The organism is Proteiniphilum sp. X52 (assembly GCF_003712195.1).
GTDB lineage: Bacteria > Bacteroidota > Bacteroidia > Bacteroidales > Dysgonomonadaceae > Proteiniphilum.
In genome coordinates this window covers 254,274-276,761 of sequence record NZ_RDSD01000003.1, presented here as the reverse complement: position 1 = coordinate 276,761, position 22,488 = coordinate 254,274, and the positions used below count along the sequence as shown (strand labels likewise).

Here is a 22,488-nt window from a genome sequence, read left to right as displayed (position 1 = left end):
AAATAGTAAAACAATGAAAAATTACATTCAATTTTCGCTTATAGGCCTGATCGCGTTCATTGTTGTCTCCTGTGAGAAAACAGAAGCCCCTATGGCCTTGTTTGACTACCAAGTCGATGGAATAAAGGTGCAATTCACCAATTATTCCACCGACGCGACCGAATATCTATGGGATTTCGGGGACGGAAATACATCGACCGAGGAAAATCCGCTCCATGAATACTCGGAATCGGGAAACTTTATCATCACGCTGACAGTGACAGGAAAAGGTGGAACCAAAACAATCAAAGAGATGCTTAAGATCCAAAAGCCGGCTCTTATACAGATTGACGGTAATTTCGAGGACTGGAGGGCGGTTTCCTCCGAACAGTTATCTTCCTCTACCAGTTCTTCAGGAGCGTCACTGACCGCACTTCGGGAAATGAAAGTTTGTGCTGACGATAACTATATCTACATATACTTGGTATATGACCAGAGTAATGTGGCTCCTTTAGATATCTTTATCAATACCGATAACGATCCGGCGTCAGGCGGAAATTCATGGTTATGGGATCCCTGCGGTGCCGATTTCCTGATTGAAGGGTTCTCCACGAAGAAAATGGAAGACGCGGTTGTCTATAATTGGCCGCCAGACAAACCCCAAGATGGATGGGAATGGGTGGAGGTGCTCGGTGCCGGTAGCGGGATCGTTAATATGTCTGAACCCAAAACCGTCAACGGAACCATTGTGGAAACGGAGATGAGTATCATTAAAGAGATGCTGCCCACCACACTTGCTTCCGAAATCAGCATCGGCATATTCTCTTCGAACGAAGACTGGGCGGAAACAGGTTCATTGCCAAACGCCTCTTCGGGTGAACCGACTCAATCACTCATGAAAGTAAAAATCCAATAACATCAGACTATTTCTGAACCCGGCAAAGTAATTGAATTTACGTCTCGACCGATGAACGAAATAGCGCGATAAACAACCGTAATATGCGAAGAAAAAAACAATTCACTTTTGCCTGGCTACTTCCCTTTATCATTATTGCCTCTGCTTGCGGCCATTCGGGGCCGGAAAACGGAGGCGAAAATGACGGGGGTATGGTCAAGGTCACATACAAGGAGTCGGACGAAGCCATCATCAACCCTGAAAGAGGTTTCTACAACTATAACTCATTCAGCACCAAGGATGACAACGTGCTGACCGCCGAACAGGTAAAAAGGAACCGGAACGCAGGCAGATCTTTGATGTTGAATCTCTATTATCTGTATGATTTCCGGGACAAACCTATCTCCTCCGAATTTCTGAACAGGATTGAAATCAACATGAAAGCCCTTCGTGAAGGTGGCGGAAAATGTGTTCTTCGATTTGCCTATTCGGATAGCGAAGGGGACAAACCGTGGGATGCCCCTCTCGATTTGGTGTTACAACATATTGAACAGTTGAAGCCGTACCTCACCCATTACGCTGATGTGATATTTGCTGTCGAGGCCGGATTTATTGGCGCGTGGGGTGAATGGTATTATACCGATCACTTCAACATGAATCCCCAGACACCGCAGGATTATGTCCCGCGCAAAAAAGTGCTGGAAGCGTTGTTGAACGCCCTGCCAAAAGAAAGGATGGTTTGCGTAAGGACACCCGCATACAAACTTCATTGTTTCAACATCGGTTATCCGGACACAATCACAGCGGCAAAAGCATATAACGGGTCACTCCTGTCGCGGATCGGTTCGCACAACGATTGTTTCCTGGCCAGTTCAAACGATGTAGGCACATTCCACAATTCACAGGAGAGGACATTCTGGGAGAGTGAGACAAAGTATACAGTAATGGGTGGTGAGACTTGCGGTTTGTCAAGTTACTCGGCATGTGAGAACGCTCTTCTTCAGATGGAGAAATATCACTGGTCGTACCTCAACTCCGATTACCACCCGTCTGTCCTCTCGGATTGGAGAACCAAGGGATGTTTTGAGGAAATCTCTAAACGGATGGGATACAGGTTTGTCGCCACAGAAGGTGAATTCACCAAAGAACCCCGCGCGGGAGAAAAATGGAGTGTGAAACTGAAAATTAAAAATGTCGGATTCGCGGCCCCGGTCAATCCCAGAAATGCGGAATTGTTGTTGGTCCCTGAATCGGAAACCGGGGAGACCTTTACTATTAAGATAGAAACAGATCCCAGGAAATGGTTCGCGGGAGAAGAACAATCGTTGGATGTTACCCATACCCTCCCTCCCGCAACGAAGGACAACAAATATGCAGTCTACCTGAATCTGCCCGACCCGGCCTCTACCCTTTCTGTCAGACCCGAATACAGCATCCGGATGGCCAATCAGGACATGTGGGAGGCGGAAACAGGGTATAACAGGATTCACACAATCGCTGTAAGATAAGCGAAAATATCAATGGGGTTAAGTGCCTGTTGTTGGATGATGTTGTATTTCGTCCATAAGGGCGTTGATTTTTGAAAGGATTGATTTCTGCCCCGTTTTTTATGTGACGGCAAAAGGATATCAACAATGCCTTTTTAAGGCAAAATGCTAATCTGTTAAAATAGAATTAAATAATAAAATGGTTAGTGGAGTGGCGGGACAAAAAAGGTTCCGCCCTTTTTAATTTATATATCAGGAAAAAGGTTGTAAATTTGCTTGTTGTAAATCCCTTTTCCAAAAAAATGAGAATTCCTTTCTTAAACTATCTGAAGCAAAATCATTATACTGGTTTCGATCTCAAAGCAGTACTTTTTGACATGGACGGTGTTTTATATGATTCCATGCCCGCACATGCCAGATCATGGCAAGAAACGATGGAGCAACGGGGATATACTTCAACAACCCCCGAAGAATTCTATTTTCACGAAGGGAGGATAGGTTCCTCCACCATCGATATTATTACCGAGCGGGAATTCGGCCGCAATGCCACCGAAGAGGAGATCCGTGATATTTACGCAAGAAAATCAGCGCTTTTTGCCCAATATAATCAAGGTGAAATTCTTCCCGGAATAAAAGAAATAATTGGATGTGTGAAGTCGCGCGGACTTGAACCCGTGCTGGTCACAGGATCCGGTCAACCTTCCCTACTGGATCGGCTCGACATACATTTCCCTGGAGTGTTCACACCCCAAACCATGGTGACTGCTTTCGATGTGGAACACGGCAAACCCGACCCTGAACCCTACCTGATGGGGCTACAGAAAGGCGGCGACCTAAAGCCCAACCAGGCCATCGTGATAGAAAACGCGCCCCTCGGGATCGAATCGGCCGTCGGGGCAGGCATCTTTACCATCGCCGTGAATACAGGCCCCCTCCCCGACTCCGTGCTGGGCGACGCGGGCGCGTCGGTTGTTTTCAGTTCCATGGAAAAACTGCTTGAAAGAATGCCGGAAATACTACGGCTCACACAGACAATCAGTATTTAGACCCATTCTCTCCCTGAATAAAAAACTTCAACTTTACAATCACCACCGATGAGAACTATTTTGAGCTTATTTATTCTGCTATTCCTGCTCGATTGTTCATCTCCAAAACAACCAGATACCACTGGAGAGATCGACAAAGAGATTGCCTCAGGCAATTTCACAAGAGCCGCGGGACTGATCGACTCGCTTATCGCGGGAGGGCAGGTCAGCGAAGACCTACAACACGCTCTTCTCTTTACGCGAGACTCTTTGCACAGGGTAAAACTGGATTTCAACAGAACAAAGGATGAAATAGTCGATTGGATCGAAAAAAACTGGATGTTTACCCCCTCCGATTCACTTTTGGATACCTGGGAACGTTCAAAGACGCTTGAATTCAGGATCATTGACGGCGAGAAACGATATTTCCGGAATGCCGCGCCCAATATATTCCGGGTAGATATATCGGCAAGGAATCTGACTCAAACACCTTCCCCGAAAACTGACACGCCCCTTGATTCATTATTGATGGATGCTTTCGAAAACAAAACCGGTAGCGCCACTAAAGGGAAATACCTTCTGCCTAAAAAGACAATGAAGGCGCGTTACACACTGACAGTAAACGCGGATGCCGTCCCCGACGCGGAATTATTGAAAGTCTGGTTGCCGTTTCCAAGAGGAGATGTTCGCCGGCAGACGGATGTCAAATTACTTGCCACCTCGCAACCCGACTATACCCTATCGGACGACAAGACAGCACATGCCAGCCTGTATATGGAGCAAAAAAACCTCAGGGGCAAGCCGACGGTTTTTTGGGCCGATTTCGAATTCACTTCCCAGGGAGAATGGTTTGATCTCTTTGAAATAGAGGTAAAACCCTATGACAAAAATGATCCTCTGTTCCTGAAATATACCGCGGAACAAAAACCACATATTCAGTTTTCAAAAGAGATCCGGAATCTGACCGACAGCGTGACCGAAAATGCGCAAACACCAGTGGAAATCCTTCAGGCGGTTTACCGTTACATCGCCTCCAACTTTCCTTGGGCAAGCGCATTGGAATATTCCACCATTGCCAATATCCCCGAATATGTTATCGAAAACCGCAAAGGCGATTGTGGGCAGGTAACACTCTTGATGATGACTATGCTGCGATACAAAGGCATTCCCGCGCGTTGGCAAAGCGGATGGATGACTCACCCGGGAGAAGTGAACCTGCACGACTGGGCGGAAGTCTATTTCGAAGGTGTCGGTTGGATTCCGGTCGACATATCCTTCGGCCGCGGCGACTCGGTGTCTATCCCGCCGGGACGCGGATTTTTCATGAGTGGCATCGACTCCTACCGGTTGTATATCAATTCCGACTTTTCCGGGGATTTCTTTCCTGAAAAGCGATTTCCGCGCAGTGAAACTGTCGATTTTCAACGAGGCGAAGTGGAGTCCGACCGATGGAATCTTTATTTCGATCAATGGAAATATAAGATGGATTTGATTTACCGATAATGGATTCTATTCATTATCTTTGCAATAAAGATTGCAACTCCATCAGAAAAGAAATGGATAAGCAATCAACTATCACACAGCGACATGTAAAATAAAAAACACACTAAAGCCGGTTATTTTAATTTGTCATACCGGTGAGTGAGTATTTTAAACATCAAGGTTTCACACACCGAATTAAAAAACAAAATAATCAAATGAACATCAATGATTACGGGTTTCTGCGTGTGGCAGCAGCGTCACCTAAACTCAAGGTGGCGGACTGCGATCACAACACCGAAGAAATAAAACGGGTTATAAAACAGGCACAGCAGGAAGATGTGCAGATACTTTGTTTTCCCGAATTATGCCTGACAGCTTATAGCTGCGGCGATCTGTTTTTCCAGAAAGCGCTGCAACAGAAAGCGCTGGAGTCGTTATCCAAACTGGTCCGCTTTTTGGAAGAGAGGCCATCGATTATCACCATCGTGGGGCTTCCCCTGCATATCAAAAACAATCTCTACAACGTGGCTGCCGTATTGTCTGGTGAGGGTATCCTTGGCTTTGTCCCCAAAACCTATGTTCCCAACAATAATGAGTATTATGAAAAAAGATGGTTCACATCCGGAAACGATCTCACCGATCTCACGGTAAATATCGAAAGCGACAAATTCGACCTGACAGTGGATAGTGAAAGCAGCAAGGTGCCGATCTCCTCGAAAGGGTTGATCTTTCATACCTCTTTCGGCAACTTCGGCATCGAAATCTGCGAAGACCTCTGGATGCCTGTTCCACCGTCATCCGCACTGGCCATGCAAGGGGCTGACCTCATCTTTAACCTCTCGGCAAGCAATGAGCTGGTGGGCAAGAACCGCTACCGGAAATCACTCGTGCGACAGCAATCGGGCCGGTGTAACGCGGCTTATATCTACGCTTCGGCGGGTTGGCACGAATCTACTACCGATATGGTCTTTTCCGGAGCCTGTCTCATTGCCGAAAACGGCACCTTATTGGCCGAGTCGGAACGGTTCTCCCCGGTAAGCGAACTGATCATTGCCGATATCGACATCGAGGCATTACGCCACGACCGATTGAAAAACACCAACTACACGTCAATGACATCATCCAGCGAGACCACCGGAATCGACTGCTATATCGATTTCGTCACTCCCGACAAGATGTATCGCAGCTTCAACCCGCATCCTTTCATCCCTTCAAAAGAAACCAGAGACGAGAGCCTCTCCGAGGTTTTCAATATCCAAACACATGGATTGGCGAAACGACTGCTGCACACTGGCATGGAGAAAGCCACCATCGGCATATCGGGCGGGCTGGATTCTACGCTGGCACTGCTGGTAACCGTCAAAGCATTCGACCTGCTGGGCCTCCCCCGCGAGAATATCCACGGCATCACCATGCCCGGTTTCGGGACTACCGCCAGGACCTACGGCAACGCCGTCGCCCTGATGAGATCACTGGGGGTGACCGTGAAGGAAATACCCATTGTGGATGCTGTCACCCAACATTTCAAAGATATCGGCCACGACGCCGACAACCACGATGTAACCTATGAGAACAGCCAAGCCCGCGAACGCACCCAGATACTGATGGATTACGCCAACAAAATAGGAGGGCTGGTGGTAGGCACCGGGAATATGTCGGAACTGGCCTTGGGATGGGCCACCTATAACGGAGACCATATGTCAATGTACGGCGTGAACACAAGCGTGCCGAAAACGCTCGTCGCTACCCTTGTGAGGTGGATTGCCGATACCCGGACAAACGAGGAGGCTTCCGGAAATATCTTGCATGATATTCTCGACACTCCCTTCAGCCCCGAACTGCTACCGGCCGGCAAAGATGGCGGAATCGCGCAGAAAACGGAACATTTCGTGGGGCCTTACGAACTGCACGATTTCTTTTTGCACCGTATGCTCCGGTATGGAGACTCACCCTCACGCATACGATTTATGGCAGAACAGGCATTTGCCGGACAATACCCCGCCCAGGAAATAGTGAAATGGCTGAAACTGTTCTACAGACGTTTCTTCGCCCAACAGTTCAAACGCTCCTGCATGCCCGACGGACCTAAAGTAGGATCCGTAAATCTATCCCCCCGGGCCGACTGGCGCATGCCAAGCGACGCATCGGCAGACAGCTGGCTCGCGGAACTGGAGTAATTCCAATTCACAACTCATCGCACCCCCAATCAACCGGATCTGGAACCTATGTAAGAATAATGGATATGCAACAACTTATAACCCTTTTTACGACATTTACCGGCAAGGCCAATCCCACGCTGGAGGCATTGCCTTCTTCAGGATCGAACCGTAAATATTTCCGGCTGAAAAAGGATGACCTCTCACTTATCGGCGTGCATGGGGAGTCGCGTGAGGAGAATCGGGCATTCATCGCCCTGTCGCGTCATTTTCACAAACAACGGTTAAATGCCCCGCAAGTACTTGCCGTTTCAGATGATGACATGTTCTACATTCAACAGGACCTGGGAGACGAGATCCTGTTCGACGCCATTAAGGGGGGCCGCCTCACAGGCGTTTTCAGCCATGAGGAAAAGGCCCTCCTACACAAAACCATCGCGATGCTTGCCGATTTTCAGGTGAAAGGTGCGGAGAAACTGGATTTCAATGTCTGCCATCCCCTGCCGGAATTCAACCAGCGTTCCGTATATTGGGATTTGAATTATTTCAAGTATAATTTCCTGAAAACTACCGGCATGGATTTTCAGGAAGATCAGCTGGAGAATGATTTTGAAAAACTGGCGGAAAACCTGCTGCAGGACCAATCGGAGGCTTTCATGTACCGCGATTTCCAGTCACGGAATGTAATGCTGGTAGACGGAAATCCCTGGTTTATCGATTTTCAGGGCGGCAGGAAAGGTCCTGTCTATTACGATGTGGCGTCATTCCTCTGGCAAGCGAAAGCCAACTTTCCCGACGAGTTACGCAACGAGCTTATTCACACATATATAGAGTCATTAAAAAAATACCAACATGTGGATGAGTCCGGTTTTCTGAAACAACTCCGTCAATTCGTCCTTTTCCGCACATTACAGGTTCTCGGGGCTTACGGTTTCAGGGGATATTTCGAGAAAAAACCCCATTTTATCCAAAGCGTGCCATTCGCGCTTAACAATCTCCGGGATTTACTGAAAGAGGGTTTTGAGGAATATCCTTATCTCAGTGGCTTGTTAAGGGAGATGACCGAACTGAAACAATTTGCCGATTCCCGCAAGCGTGAACTGGAAGTACGCATTTACAGTTTCGCCTATAAAAAAGGGATCCCCGACGACACTTCCGGCAACGGAGGCGGATATGTGTTCGATTGCCGCGCCATCAATAACCCAGGAAAATATGAACGGTACAATAATGTGACCGGTCTGGATGAACCGGTAATCCAATTCCTTGAGGAGGATGGAGAAATGCTGGAATTCCTTGACAGCATCTACCCTTTGGTGGACAGGCATGTGAAGCGATACAAAGACCGCGGCTTCACCGACCTGATGATCTCCTTCGGGTGTACCGGCGGGCAACACCGCTCGGTCTACGCCGCCCAGAAAACGGCAGAACACATCTCCAGGAAATTTGGCATCAAAGTCTCACTGGTACACCGGGAACAGAATCTGGAGCAGGTTTTTAGAGATTGAATTGAATTTAATATTTTTGCACTCGGCAGTTTTTCACTTCTTTAAATATTCAATAAAAAGATTGATTTTGGCATTTTGCTTTTCTATATGGCACCTTTCTGCGTCTTTCCTTATTTCTTCTATGGATTGTTCCAGTATTTTTTCTTTTTGATTACACCTTGTTCCGTTGAACGTTGTTTCATTGGAAACATTATCATCTGTGATTGTTGAAGCCGTCTTCTGTTTATTCGGTAGTTTTTTCATAATCCACGGGACAATAACATGAGACAATGTTGCCAGGATAATCAGATACGCAACAACGCACACGCCAAGGATGATCACAAAGGTCAAATTTGCCGTACCTGTATCAACTCCTTTCTCAAGGACAATCAATCTGCCTACCATCGTTATTGCTAAACCAACAATAGAAACGATCAGTAGTAGAATGACATGGCTATTGATTTTACGATAATCCATGTTGATGTCGTTTTCCTAATTAAGCAAGATAAAACTAATAATCAGCAACTTAAATAAAATGTCGTTTTGCGAGTTAAGCAAGAAATCATTTTTACAAAGTTAATCATTCTAATAGATTAATGAGTTCTTTTTTCATCTCATCATCGATAGTCCGGTATCGGGCAAAAGCTTTACTGCCTTCTTTATGTTCGCTTAATGCTCCTACCAAATTGGGATCTTTGACTTTCTTATAGATATTACCAATAAAACTGCGTCTGGCCATCTGGGATGATGCCACTTCATATAATGGTCGTTGTACTTCCTGTCGGAATTGTTGATCCAATACCGTAACCATACGATAAAGTCCGGCTTTCAACAATCCGCCCACCATGTGGAAAGAGCACAACTTTTCTTCAAGGAACAACACTCCACCAAGGATAGTACGTATAGAGCATCATGCCCGCGTAGGCTTTGAATTCCTCACCGATCTTTCGCATTGAAATGATTTTTATTCATGGTGTCTCCCGCGACCCTCTCCATAATCAGCGCGATGGCTCCGTCGCCCGTTACGTTGCAAGCGGTCCCGAAACTGTCCACCGCAATATAAAGGGTCATCATCAACCCGATCATCTGTTCGTCAAAGCCCAGTATGCTCTGGATAATCCCGATGGCCGCCATAATAGCTCCGCCGGGGACACCCGGCGCCGCGATCATGGTGATCCCCACCATCACGATAAACCCGATAAAAGTGCCCGGATCGACCGGTACGCCGAAGAAATAGAGGATCGCCAGCGAAAAGCCGGCAATTTTCATCACGCTTCCGGCCAGGTGAATGGTGGCACACAGCGGGATCACAAAAGAGGCGATGCTGGGATTGATCTTATTGTTGAGCGCGCATTGCAGCGTCACGGGGATGGTTGCTGCCGATGAGGCTGTTCCCAGTGCCGTCATATAAGCCGGCAGCATCCTCTTCAACGCTTTCAGCGGATGACGCCGCGAGACGGCGCCTGCCACCGCATACTGGATAACCAGCAGCAGGATATGCAGCACGAAAATCACCGAAATCACTTTCAGGAAAAGCATGATCACGGAATAAACCTGCCCGGTGATGGAGATGGAGAGAAACATGCCAAAAACATAAACGGGCAGCAACGGAATGATTACCGCGCGGATAATCATCGTCACAATATCGCGGAAATCCGAAAAAACTTTCTGTAACGTGTCGCCTTGGATGAGTGAGAGCCCGATCCCTATGCAAAACGACAGAATCAATGCCGACATCACTTCCATCACGGGAGGCATCCCTATACTGAAGAATGTTTTCACGGCGCCCTCCCCCATGCCCTGTAGCGATTCCGCGTCGATGGCGCCGGTTATGATATTCGGAAAAACCGCCCGACACGAAAAATAGGTGAAAAACCCCGAAAAAAGGGTGGACAGATACGCGATAACCGTTGTGATCAGCAGAAGCCTCCCCGCTCCTTTCCCCAACTCGCCAATCGCGGGAGCCACCAGGCCGAGAATGATCAGCGGAATGATAAACGAAAGGAAATTACCGAATAAATCGTTAAACGTGGCAAAAATCCGGGCAAACCACACCGGCACAAACTGCCCAAGGAGGATCCCCGAGAGGATGGCGATAACCACGCGTCCCAACAAGGGTATTTTAGATAGTTTCATTTTTCCGGATAAAATATTCAGCGCAAAAGTAAATCTTTTTCCGGATAAACCACGCTTAATCTCCATTGAATTGGGCATCGCCCTCATCGTTGTCTGAAAATAAATGAGTATCCGGGGGCTAAATCATCCTCCATGGCAGATGCGAAGCGCTTTCTTCCTAAATATAAAAGTAAAAGACACCGGAATATTATTTCATCATCCCGCATCATTTTATGGTTAATTTATTACTTTTGCACCGTGGCAACAACAAGGAACCCGGACAAAAACTTCATGGACAACTATGGCGACCAAAACAACCGCGTCAAAGAGTACGACTACACGCAAAAAAAACAGTAAAAAGAACAGTAAAAAAACACTCCCGAAAGTATCCTTACTCCAGCGGCCAGAAGGAATGGGCCTGGAAGAATGGCAGATAGCCCTTCGTAAGCAAGCTGCCCAGAAAGAGTTACTCACCATTGAACCTGTCGACAAAAAACTGTCGCCCGGCGATTTTTACGTCCGCAATCCAAAAACCGACCATGTATATAAGGTGGCGTTCAGGGGAACCGACAGCGCGTGGAACTACTGCTCGTGTCCCGACTTCAAAACCAACCAGCTCGGCACCTGCAAACATATAGAGGCGGTGCGACTCCATCTCGGGAAACAACGGGAACGTCCAGCCAAGGAACTCATACCGCCCTACACTTCCGTCTATTTGTCGTACCGGTCCGAACGCGACGTGCGTGTCCGTATCGGGTCGGACAACCGTGAAGCGTTTACCGCACTGGCAAGCCACTACTTTACCGAAGAGGGTGTGTTGGACGAATCAAACTATGCGCGGTTCTACGATTTCTTGCAGAAAGCGAGACAGATAGACGACACATTCCGTTGTTATGACGATGCCTTGGACTTCATCATTGAAAAGAGGGCGACCCTCTACCGGAACCAGGTGCTGGACAACAAATATCCGGACAACACATTGCCAGGTTTGCTCCGCGCACGGCTCTACCCTTATCAGGAAGAAGGCATCCTGTTCGCCGTGCGCAAGGGGCGCAGCATCATTGCCGACGAGATGGGATTGGGGAAGACCATCCAGGCCATCGGGGCGGCCGAGTTGCTGCGAAAGGAATTCAATCTCTCGTCCGTGCTGATCCTCTGCCCCACTTCCCTCAAATACCAATGGAGGAAAGAAATCGAGAAATTCACCGGCGACACGGCGCTCGTGATCGAAGGAAACCACCTGAAAAGACGCGAACAATACAACCGGGATGTGTGCTATAAAATCGTGTCGTACCAGAGCGCGAATAACGACATAAAAATACTGAAAACGCTATCCGCCGACCTGCTTATCATGGACGAGGCACAACGGCTCAAGAACTGGAACACACAAATCGCGAAAGCCGCCAAAAGGATAGAATCGCAATACACCGTGGTCTTGTCCGGGACGCCACTCGAAAACAAGATCGAAGAACTCTATGCCATAGCGCAGTATGTGAACCCCTATTGCCTGGGACCTTATTATAAATTCATCGACAAGTGTTTAGTCCGGTCCGACACTGGGAAAACCGTCGGATACAAGAACCTGAACGAAACGGGCAGGATGATCCGCAACATACTGGTCAGAAGACGGAAACGGGACGTAAACATACAACTTCCGGCACGCATGGATAAAATCCTGTTCGTCCCTATGACCGCCGAACAACGCGGGATGCACGACGAGTTCAAAAGCAGCCTGGCACAACTGATCATGAAATGGCAGAAAATGCGTTTCCTGAGCGAAAGCGATCGCCGCCGGCTGTTGCTGCTGATGAACCAGATGCGTATGGTGTGCGACAGCACCTATATCCTGGATCAAAAAACACGTTTCGACACGAAGATCGATGAGCTGATGAGTGTATTGGATGAGTTTCTTGAAGAAAGCGATGAAAAGACGGTCATCTTCAGCCAATGGGAACGCATGACCCGCCTTGTGGCCGCCGAATTGGACAAACGGAATGTCGCCTACGAGTACCTGAATGGAAGCGTGCCGTCGGCAAAACGCAAAGAGCTGATCGACAATTTTACGGAGGAACCCGATTGCCGCGTATTCCTCTCCACCGACGCCGGAAGTACGGGGCTGAATTTACAGGCCGCCTCGTTGATCATCAACCTGGATCTGCCGTGGAACCCGGCCGTGCTGGAACAGCGCATCGCCCGCATCCACCGGATGGGACAAAAGAACAACGTGCAGGTGATCAATTTTGTATCCGCGGGCACCATCGAGGAACAAATGCTCACGAAACTCAACTTCAAATCATCAATGTTCGAAGGCATCCTTGACGACGGCGCCGACTCCATCTTCCTTGAAGAAAGCAAGTTCGACAAGCTGATGCAGACCGTGCAGGAATTTGCCGCCAACGGAACCGACGCGGATACGGATGAAAATCTCACCTACGGGATCAATGCCGATGAGCGGGAAACACCGGTTTCGGAAGATGAGCGGGGCAGTAACGAAGAACCTCTTCTGAGCGAAACGATGATCCCCGACGTGGAACCGGAGGAGGAACAAAAGATATCCGCCATTTCCTCCGATGCAAGAGAAATGTTACCCGGCCTTCCTTCGGATGCCGGTACAGGGGAAAAGAGCCCCGGCCGTTCTGGCGGCGATGACGCGGAAGAAGAACCATCCCGGACGCCGGTTAAACCGACCGGGGTAGTGGACATCGGCAACACCGATTCTCCCGAGCGACTGATTGCACAGGGGATCCACCTGCTGGGGGCTTTCGCCCGTACGCTCTCGTCGCCCGAAGCAACCGGCAAGTTAGTCGATTCGCTGGTCGAAACAGATAAGGAGACAGGAAAGACCTCGCTCAAAATACCCGTCCCCGACCGCGACACGGTGGTGCAGGTGATGAGTGTAATTGCTAAATTGTTTAAATAACCGGATGAAAGCGATGATATTTGCCGCGGGACTCGGCACGAGACTGAAACCCCTCACCGACACTATGCCCAAGGCGCTGGTGCCGATCGGGGGAAAACCGTTGTTGCAACATGCCATTGAAAAACTGAAAGCCGCCGGGTTCGATGAGATCATCATCAACGCGCACCATTTCGCCGGACAGATTATCGACTTTGTGGAGGCAAACCGCCATTTTGGCATTCATATCGAGTTTTCCGATGAACGGGAAAAACTGCTCGATACGGGAGGAGGGATCAAAAAGGCGTCCCCCTTCTTCAACGACAACAAGCCGTTTCTGGTGCATAACGTCGACATTCTCTCCAATATCGACTTACGGAAATTATACGAAGCACACGCGCGGAGTAGGGTCCCGGATTCGAAAAACCTGTCCGCCCCACCCGCTCATGCCGGATCCAAACCACAACCCGCTCAAGCCAGCCCTTCCGCGCGCGCCGCCCAACCCAATCCCCTTGGGACCCTTGTCTGCAACGAGCGGAAAACCACCCGTTACCTCCTGTTTGATGGCAACAACAGATTGAAAGGCTGGATCAACGAAAAAACGGGGGAAGTGAAATCCCCTTTTCCCGGTCTCGATCCCAGGCACTACCGGAAATTGGCCTTCGCGGGGATCCAGATTCTCCAACCATCCATTTTCCAATACATGGCCGGCCTTCCGGATCGTTTCCCTATCATCGAATTCTACCTTTCTATCTGCGATAAAGAAGAACTCACCTGTTATATTCCGGATAACCTGAAACTGGTCGATGTGGGAAAAACGGACTCACTGGAAGAAGCCGCGCAATTTTCGGATACACTCTTCTGAGAATTTTACGGTAAATAGCAGTACGGCCGTCTATACCGGAAATAACACTGAATATCAAGTTTGCATGCTGTTATCAGATACAGAAAGCCGCATATAAAGGCACTGATTTTATTCCGTTCTCAAAGCCAAAATTCTTTTTGGATATGCGGATGCCATAAGTGCATTTATATTGTGTCATAAAAATATGCATACTTTTAGAACGGACCCGTACTCCGGCTTTCACTTCAACCGGAATCACATCTACTCCTTTTTGGATCACAAAATCCATCTCGGCAGTATTGTTGTTTTTCCAATAAAGTAGCGGAATTAAATTTGCGGAAAAAGCTTGTGCAACATAGTTTTCAGCAATGGCTCCCATGAACGGGGTTTCTATTTCAAAAGGGGAGAGAATAGCTTGTGCTGCCATGCCCGATTGCATGATAAGCATACCAACATCCGACATATACAGTTTAAAATCACTCAAATCAACATGAACTTTTATAGGCATAATCCCCTGAGTCGTTTTCTGACATTTAAGGACAATTCCGGCATATCTGAGCCATTCTATTGATTCTCCGAAAATAGTAGCACTCCCTCCTTTTTGCACAACACTGTATTGAAACTTGCGATTCTCCTTTGCCAATTGAGCAGGAATAGATTCATAGCATGCTCGTATCTTAATACTTATGGAAGGTTCTGCATACTTCGCCATATCAGCAATATATTCGTTCAGAATTCTGTTTTGGATATCAGCAACCGCAACAAAGCTATTGGTGTTTATAAACTCCTTGACAGCGGCGGGCATACCACCCACAATCAGGTATTGATTATAAAGATCTACTGCCATCGAATGTACATCCAACGGTTCATTAGATTCATAATGTTCACGGATCAATTCTACAAAATTTTCTCTACCTAATGCCCATAAGAATTCCTCAAAATCCATTGGAAACAAGGTTATTTCATTGACTTTTCCAACCGGAAAAGAATATTTTTGCCGGTTTATAGCTACGCCAAGTAAAGAACCGGCCGCAACAATATGATATTCGGGGGCTTGCTCACAAAAATATTTTAGTGATGTAAGAGCTCTTTCACATGCCTGGATTTCATCCAAAACAATAAGAGTTTTACCCGGAGTGATCCGCTGCGAATGTGCCGATTCTAAATATTGGATAATAGTAGCAGGGGTAAAGCTTTCATCAAACTTCTCTACCAAAGCTTTATCTACTTCAAGGTTGACAATAATATAATTATCAAATTCTTGTTTGCCGAACTCTTGCAAAATATAACTTTTCCCAACCTGACGTGCTCCATTAACAATAAGCGGCATCCTCCCGGACTTGTTTTTCCAGTTGATTAACTCACTATATATCTTTCTTTTCATTGCCTTATCTATTTTTTTGCAAATATACGATTATCTATTAAAAAATAAAAACACCATATATTTATTCGTAGATAAAATTTGTTTTAATCCTAATAACTTTACACTCTATATTTTTTATTTGAGTAAAAATATATTTAAAACATATTTTTACTCAGATAAAATTATTTTTGATTGATTTATCCATTGCGGACTCTTATATCATCTGCAAAAAATCTCTATTGGCTATAACCTTTGCTGCGATTCAATATTAATAAAAACTTCATCTTTTAACTTAAATTCTTACTAATCACCCCACACCAAATAGTTAAATATGGTTAATAATACTATATATAATAAATTATTTTACTTTTATACTTGCATATATAAATTTATTAATTTTAATTTGCGGATATATTTAAAAACAATTGCATTGCACGGGATTAAAATAGAATTAAATTATTAGAAAAAAAATGGCGGGAATGAACAATTTTAACATATTGGCGTCGCAATATAGAACGGAATTATTGGAGAATGTGATTCCTTTTTGGCTGTCACGCTCTCAGGACAAGGAATTTGGCGGATACTTCACTTGCCTCGACCGGCGGGGGAACGTGTTCGACACCGACAAATTCATCTGGCTCCAGGGCCGTCAGGTCTGGATGTTCTCCATGCTGTACAACAAGGTGGAAAAACGCCCGGAATGGCTCGATTGCGCCATACAGGGCGCTGAGTTCCTGAAGAAGCACGGGCATGACGGCGACTTTAACTGGTATTTTTCGCTTACCCGGGAAGGAAAACCATTGGTGGAACCATACAACATTTTCTCCTACACTTTCGCGGCCATGGCGTTCGGGCAATTGAGCCTGGCGACGGGCAATCAGGAATACGCCGATATTGCCAAACGCACTTTCGACACCATCCTTTCCAGATGGGACAATCCAAAGGGGAGATGGAACAAATCCCATCCCGGCACCCGTCCGCTCAAAGGCTTCTCCCTGCCGATGATCCTGAGCAACCTCACACTGGAAATCGAGCACCTGCTCGACAAGGAAATCGTCGAACAAACCATGGAGGAATGCATCCACGAAGTGATGGAAGTGTTCCCGCGTCCCGAGTTGGGAGGGATCATAGTGGAAAACGTGAATCACGATGGCTCCCTGTCAGACTCTTTTGACGGACGTTTGATCAATCCGGGGCACGGAATCGAAGCCATGTGGTTTGTCATGGATTTGGGCGTGCGGCTCAACCGACCCGCACTGATCGAAAAAGCAACAGAGACTACCTTGAAGACCCTAGAATATGGGTGGGACAAAGAGTATGGCGGCATTTTTTACTTTATGGACAGGAAAGGGGTTCCTCCACTGGAGCTGGAGTGGGACCAGAAACTGTGGTGGGTGCATGTGGAGACACTCATATCGCTCATCAAAGGTTATCAGCTAACGGGATCGCAGGAATGCCTGAAATGGTTCGAAAAAGTACACGACTACACCTGGGGGCATTTCAAAGATCCGGATTACCCCGAATGGTGGGGATACCTGAATCGCCGCGGGGAAGTACTGCTCGACCTGAAAGGTGGCAAATGGAAAGGCTGTTTCCATGTGCCGAGGGGATTGTACCAGTGCTGGAAGATACTGGAAAAAATCGATGTGAAATCTAAAAATAGAAGAGTGATGACAAGCTAAAATCTGAAAACGAAACAAAGGATCGGATAAGACCTTGTAGGTTGGAATAACTATTCCTTAGCCAAATGCAGTATTATTATATATCAAAAACCATGTACAATGTCAAATTGAAAGGATGAAAATGAAAAATATTTTAAAACATTTACGAAAAGCGGGAATATTCAGTCTGTTCCTGCTATCTTATACAATTTCACTGTATGCACAAGACATCACAGTGAATGGAACTGTGACCGACGTACAAAACGAACCGCTCATCGGTGTTACGGTATTGGTAAAAGGCACTACCAACGGGACCATAACCGGCCCGGATGGAGATTTTCAACTGACAAACGTTCCCTCGAACGCCCAATTGGAATTCTCATACGTGGGTATGAAATCTCAAACAGTGGCGGTAAACGGTCAAACGACCATAAACGTTACGCTGTTAGACGATAGTGAATTGCTTGAAGAAGTAGTAGTAACTGGATATGGCGGATCACAAAGACGAGGAACACTCACCACAGCCATTTCAAAAGTAGATAACGCCGTATTGGAGAATGCAGCCTTCAGCAATGCAGGACAATCATTACAAGGAACGGTTACGGGTCTTCGTGTGGTAAATAAAACAGGGCAGCCGGGTTCCGAGCCGGACATCACGCTACGGGGTGGCGCAACGATTACCGGAGATAACAGCCGTGCCCTCATCGTGGTCGATGGTATTATCAGAAATAGTTTGAATGACATCAATACTTCCGATATCGAATCGATCCAGGTACTGAAAGACGCTGCTGCTACGGCCATCTATGGTTCACGCGCAAACGGTGGAGTTATTCTGGTGGAGACAAAAAGAGGAAAACAGGGTGTCACATCTGTCGATTATAAATTCAAAACAGGTGTGAATTTTGCCCGTAAGGGGTATGACTTTCTCAACGCGGAAGACTATATTTATTACAACAGGATCGGATACAAGCGGACCGGACGTACAGGCATAGACACTCAACAAGGCTACGGTGTCGGAAACAACCTTTTCGATATACGATATTTAAGTCCTGACACAAAACATCTATTAGAGGAAGGATGGCAGTCGATGAAAGATCCGTATGATGAATCCAAAACAATTCTTTTCAAAGACCATGCGGGTGAATTGGACAAAGAAGTATTCAACAACAGCGCGCTCACACAGGATCACTATCTCAGTTTAACCGGAGGAAACGAAAAAGGAACATTTGTGGCCAGCCTGGGATACTATAACGAGGATGGGCAAATCATCGGAACAGGATATGAACGCTATAACGGAAACCTGACTGGTACTTACCAGATATTGCCTTTTTTAAATGTTCAGGCCGGAACAACATATTCTTGGTCTCAACGTCCGGAATTATGGATTGGGACATTCGAAATGTTTTACCGTACCCGTTCTCAACGACCTACATGGAGTCCATGGCTTGAGGACGGAAGTCCTGCGTCCGGATTCGGCACAGGCGACGGAAATCCGGCGTATTATCGCGACAAACTCACTTCTGAAAACAGCACACGGCGTACCACATACGATTTGGGGTTTAGGATAGATATTCTCCCTGAAAAACTTGTTCTCAACACAAAAGGGTCGCTGTTGCATTACGATTATCAGCGTGAAAAATTCAATAAGTCGTATCAAACGCAGACGGCAGGCCAACCCAACAATACACGTCAGGCGGAAGCCCTTATAGAAAAGTATGTGCAAAAGCAATTGAGCTCCACGTTAAGCTATACCAATTCATTCGCACAGAAGCATAATATCGATGCAATGGTGGGAGGAGAGCTTTACATGTACGACGAGTTTAAACTGGAAGCCAAGACACAAAACTCACCAACCGACGATATACCTACACTCAATGCAGGTGCGAACAGGACCTATACTACAAGTAATAAGACGGCATACAGGATAATGTCGGGCTTCGGCAGAGTCAATTATAACTATGAAATGAAATATCTCTTATCGCTTGTGGCGCGTTACGACGGAATTTCACGACTGAAGGACAATCGATGGGGTTTCTTCCCCGGCATATCCGCAGGCTGGAATATCATGGAAGAAGACTTCTGGAGAGAGTCGAAAATCTCCAATTTCATCTCTAATTTCAAGCCAAGGGTAAGTTATGGAGTAAACGGAAATGTGAACGGAATCGGTAACTTTGAAATATATGGCTCCTACGAGCAGATAGATGCCTCCAATTATGCCGGAAGTTCGGCGTTCTATAACAAATTGCTGGTAAACAGCGCACTGCGTTGGGAGCAAAGCCAATCTTTTGAGGTGGGCCTCGATATCGGCTTCCTGAATAATCGCATCAACTTCATTCTCGATTATTACAACCGCTCCACGAAAGATCTTCTCACCAAACAAGCACTACCCGGATATACAGGATTTACAGAAATCATGACCAATATGGGGACATTGCGCAATTATGGTTTTGAAATGGAAATGAGGGCCAACATATTGAGCAGTGCAAACGGGTTTAATTGGAATGTCACCGCAAACCTGTCGACTGTAGCCAATAAAATCACAAGGCTCCCATACAACGGGAACGAATTTAACCGCGTGGGAGGTTATCAGGTCTGGGATGAATCCAAAGGTGGATTGACTTGGATCGGCGGAAGGCAAGAAGGTGGGAAACTGGGAGATCTTGTCGCCTATAAACAGATACGCATTCTGAGAGATTGGGACGATGTAAAACAATATGCCAATAATAGGATTGATAATGTGGCCAGTCTTTATGGCCCGGGTAAAGCCGCCGAATACGAAGGACGGGAGGGATGGAAGCCCATTGAGCCCGGTGATGTATTGTGGGAAGACCGTGATGGCAATGACGTTATAGACGGTTACGACAGGCGTGTCATCGGTAATATTTTCCCGAATATCACCGGCGGGTTCTCCTCAACGCTGTCTTACAAGAATTTTTCGCTTTACACGCGCTTCGATTACGCCCTTGGGCACACTATTTATAACGATCTGGCTGCCCGGTCTCTCGGCCAATACCAGGGTTCGTTCAATATCATTCAAGAGGTGAAAAATACCTGGTCCGAAGACAATCCCAATGCCGATCTGCCAAAATTCTATTATGCCGATCAATTGAGCAAGAAGAACATCACCCGCTCAAATAACGCAAACACGGCAGCGAATAATAACAGTTCCCGTTTCTATGAAAAAGGAGATTATCTGGCACTTCGCGAATTGACCCTCAGCTATGACCTCCCAAAAATATCCATTCGCAATTTCGACATATCCAATGCATCGGTATACGTTACAGGCCAAAACCTCTATTACTTCACCGGATATACAGGGGTTTCACCTGAGCCGGCAGTCGATACGACTTATGGCAGGGGTATTGATAACGGGCGCTACCCGACACCCAGAACCGTTTTACTGGGATTATCCTTAACTTTTTGATTTACAAATCATAAATACTCAAATATTATGAGAAAAATAAATATGTTCATCATATCCTGCTTGTTAATGGTATCGTTCACTGGATGCAATTTTCTGGATATAGACCCGGTAAGCTCCATAACGGACCAAAACTACTGGAAGAGCAAACCACAATTCGAAGCATTCAACACAGGAATGCACGGATTGTTTAGAGAATTGAGTTACAACTTCTTCCTGCTGGGAGAACCCCGTGCAAACATCTATGGCGACCAGCCCTTTGGCGGTGAAGCCACACAGGGGATTGAAAGATTGCCTTACAATACCCTGAATCGGGAAAATACCGTAGTATCTAATTTTGCGGGAATATACAGGGTAATCAACCAGATCAACCTGATGATTGCTAAAACTTCCGAGACAGGAATCCTTACCGAAGCTGAAAAGAATTTTTATCTGGGACAGGCATACGGAATGAGGGCGTATCTCTATTTTCAATTACTACGCTCCTGGGGCAACGTGATCATTCACACCGCTTATACGGAAGGATCGGGTCTCGATTTGTCAAATCTGGCAAAAGAAGCATCAAACGCAAAAGATGTAATGAATTTAATCAAGGCAGACATAGAGGCTTCTGAAAATGCTTTTGGAAATGACATGTCGTACAAATTTGGAAAACAGTACTGGTCGAAACCTGCCACCCTCATGCTCAAAGGCGAAGTATATCTTTGGAGTGGAAATCAGATGGGAGGGGGAGCCTCCGATTACAGGACAGCACAAAACGCACTGGAAACCGTAGGACAATCCGGCCTGACATTGCAATCCGATTTCAAAAGAGTTTTTGCTTATGACAATAAAAAGAACTCCGAAATTATCTTTACCATACATAATGGTAGAGATGAATATAATATGTGGAACGACAGTTACCGGATGAACCTTGTCCCTCAACAAGTCTACATTGGACAATATTACAACGAAGATTCCATATCTTTCTCCCAATTACCCGATGCACAATTCAATGGCCTGATTCGACTCCAACCCCGGTACGACTTATATCAAAAAGTATTCAGGGATAGTGACACCAGGAAAAGAGCATCACTGAGGGCCGTATATAAAAAAGAGGAAGACGACACTTTTACCTATCTGGCTCCCTTTGCCTATAAATTTCAAGGAGTGTTGCTCGAAGGCAGTTCTGTACGAAGTCTCCTGGACGACTTTCCAATTTACCGCTATGCAGATTGCCTGTTACTTTTAGCTGAAGCAAAAGTATTTTTGGAAGAAGATCCATCAGCAGAGATCAATCAAATACGCGAAAGGGCATATGGAAAAGACTTTTTCGATGCCAACAGGGCAACGCTGGCCTACCCCAACGATAATGGCGATTTCTATGCCGACAACAATTACGTGGGAGAAGACAATGACGCCATGGAAGCTATTCTAAAAGAAAGATTGCGGGAATTCATGTTCGAGGGGAAACGTTGGTACGATCTTCGTTTGGCAGGAGTTGAATATGTTACAAAATACTCTTCAGCTGATCCGAGCCGATTATTATGGCCGATCAACGAGGGTGCACTCACGGATAACCCCGCCCTGGTACAGACCCCGGGATATTAATCGTCAGAGCATACTACTCTACTATTTAAACCAAAGATAGACTTATTGGCAACGATAAGGACTATCTTTGGTTTTAAAAATCAACCCGAA

The 22,488-nt window shown here is 46.5% G+C and carries 14 protein-coding genes and 1 pseudogene; 11 read left to right on the top strand and 4 right to left on the bottom strand.

Annotated elements, in window-relative coordinates; all coding sequences use genetic code 11:
• Positions 1 to 13 precede the first annotated feature (13 nt).
• The 6 genes from D7D25_RS04795 (at position 14) to D7D25_RS04770 (ending at position 8,529) form a co-directional block, all read left to right on the top strand.
• On the top strand, positions 14 to 895 hold the full coding sequence (locus D7D25_RS04795; RefSeq protein WP_122967804.1) for a PKD domain-containing protein: 882 nt from the start codon (positions 14 to 16) through the stop codon (positions 893 to 895).
• An 83-nt stretch (positions 896 to 978) separates the two neighbouring features.
• Complete coding sequence (locus D7D25_RS04790; protein WP_122967803.1) at positions 979 to 2,382, top strand: DUF4832 domain-containing protein; 1,404 nt, start codon at positions 979 to 981, stop codon at positions 2,380 to 2,382.
• Positions 2,383 to 2,663: 281 nt separating this feature from the next.
• Positions 2,664 to 3,407 carry an HAD family phosphatase gene (locus D7D25_RS04785; RefSeq protein ID WP_122967853.1) on the top strand — a complete coding sequence of 248 codons (744 nt, stop codon included), beginning with the start codon at positions 2,664 to 2,666 and terminating at the stop codon, positions 3,405 to 3,407.
• A gap of 60 nt (positions 3,408 to 3,467) precedes the next feature.
• A complete protein-coding gene (locus D7D25_RS04780) occupies positions 3,468 to 4,889 on the top strand; it encodes a transglutaminase family protein (RefSeq protein ID WP_255417183.1) in 1,422 nt (473 codons plus the stop codon).
• Between the two features lie 194 nt (positions 4,890 to 5,083).
• Positions 5,084 to 7,045, top strand: coding sequence for an NAD(+) synthase (locus D7D25_RS04775; RefSeq protein WP_185140215.1), 1,962 nt, complete (start codon positions 5,084 to 5,086; stop codon positions 7,043 to 7,045).
• Positions 7,046 to 7,104: 59 nt separating this feature from the next.
• Complete coding sequence (locus D7D25_RS04770) at positions 7,105 to 8,529, top strand: RNase adapter RapZ (protein WP_122967801.1); 1,425 nt, start codon at positions 7,105 to 7,107, stop codon at positions 8,527 to 8,529.
• Between the two features lie 33 nt (positions 8,530 to 8,562).
• Here D7D25_RS04770 and D7D25_RS04765 read toward each other — a convergent pair whose 3' ends face one another.
• The 3 genes and pseudogenes from D7D25_RS04765 to D7D25_RS04755 all read right to left on the bottom strand — a co-directional run bounded on the left by D7D25_RS04765 (position 8,563) and on the right by D7D25_RS04755 (position 10,644).
• Complete coding sequence (locus tag D7D25_RS04765; RefSeq protein ID WP_122967800.1) at positions 8,563 to 8,985, bottom strand: hypothetical protein; 423 nt, start codon at positions 8,983 to 8,985, stop codon at positions 8,563 to 8,565.
• 103 nt (positions 8,986 to 9,088) lie between these two features.
• Positions 9,089 to 9,334, bottom strand: a pseudogene (locus D7D25_RS04760) (integrase); the annotation flags it as partial.
• 110 nt (positions 9,335 to 9,444) lie between these two features.
• Positions 9,445 to 10,644, bottom strand: a complete 1,200-nt coding sequence (locus D7D25_RS04755; protein ID WP_122967851.1) for a dicarboxylate/amino acid:cation symporter — start codon at positions 10,642 to 10,644, stop codon at positions 9,445 to 9,447.
• Between the two features lie 280 nt (positions 10,645 to 10,924).
• On the opposite strand from D7D25_RS04755, the gene D7D25_RS04745 reads away from it, so the two are divergent.
• Both D7D25_RS04745 and D7D25_RS04740 read left to right on the top strand, forming a co-directional pair.
• The gene (locus tag D7D25_RS04745) at positions 10,925 to 13,543 is read left to right on the top strand and encodes a DEAD/DEAH box helicase (RefSeq protein WP_255417182.1); all 2,619 of its coding nucleotides are present in this window, start codon (positions 10,925 to 10,927) and stop codon (positions 13,541 to 13,543) included.
• Between the two features lie 4 nt (positions 13,544 to 13,547).
• Entirely contained in the window at positions 13,548 to 14,384 is an 837-nt protein-coding gene (locus D7D25_RS04740) for a nucleotidyltransferase family protein (RefSeq protein WP_122967797.1), read from the top strand.
• 73 nt (positions 14,385 to 14,457) lie between these two features.
• On the opposite strand, the gene D7D25_RS04735 is transcribed toward D7D25_RS04740, so the two are convergent.
• Positions 14,458 to 15,747: an ATP-binding protein gene (locus D7D25_RS04735; protein WP_122967796.1), complete on the bottom strand. Its 1,290-nt coding sequence runs from the start codon at positions 15,745 to 15,747 to the stop codon at positions 14,458 to 14,460.
• Positions 15,748 to 16,205: 458 nt separating this feature from the next.
• Between D7D25_RS04735 and D7D25_RS04730 the strand changes: the two genes are divergently transcribed.
• The 3 genes from D7D25_RS04730 to nanU all read left to right on the top strand — a co-directional run bounded on the left by D7D25_RS04730 (position 16,206) and on the right by nanU (position 22,398).
• On the top strand, positions 16,206 to 17,408 hold the full coding sequence (locus tag D7D25_RS04730) for an AGE family epimerase/isomerase (protein ID WP_122967850.1): 1,203 nt from the start codon (positions 16,206 to 16,208) through the stop codon (positions 17,406 to 17,408).
• Between the two features lie 121 nt (positions 17,409 to 17,529).
• Positions 17,530 to 20,811: a TonB-dependent receptor gene (locus D7D25_RS04725; RefSeq protein ID WP_122967849.1), complete on the top strand. Its 3,282-nt coding sequence runs from the start codon at positions 17,530 to 17,532 to the stop codon at positions 20,809 to 20,811.
• A 27-nt stretch (positions 20,812 to 20,838) separates the two neighbouring features.
• Positions 20,839 to 22,398 (top strand): SusD family outer membrane lipoprotein NanU, encoded by a 1,560-nt coding sequence (gene nanU, locus D7D25_RS04720; protein WP_122967795.1) that lies wholly within the window; start codon positions 20,839 to 20,841, stop codon positions 22,396 to 22,398.
• The last annotated feature ends 90 nt before the right edge of the window (positions 22,399 to 22,488 follow it).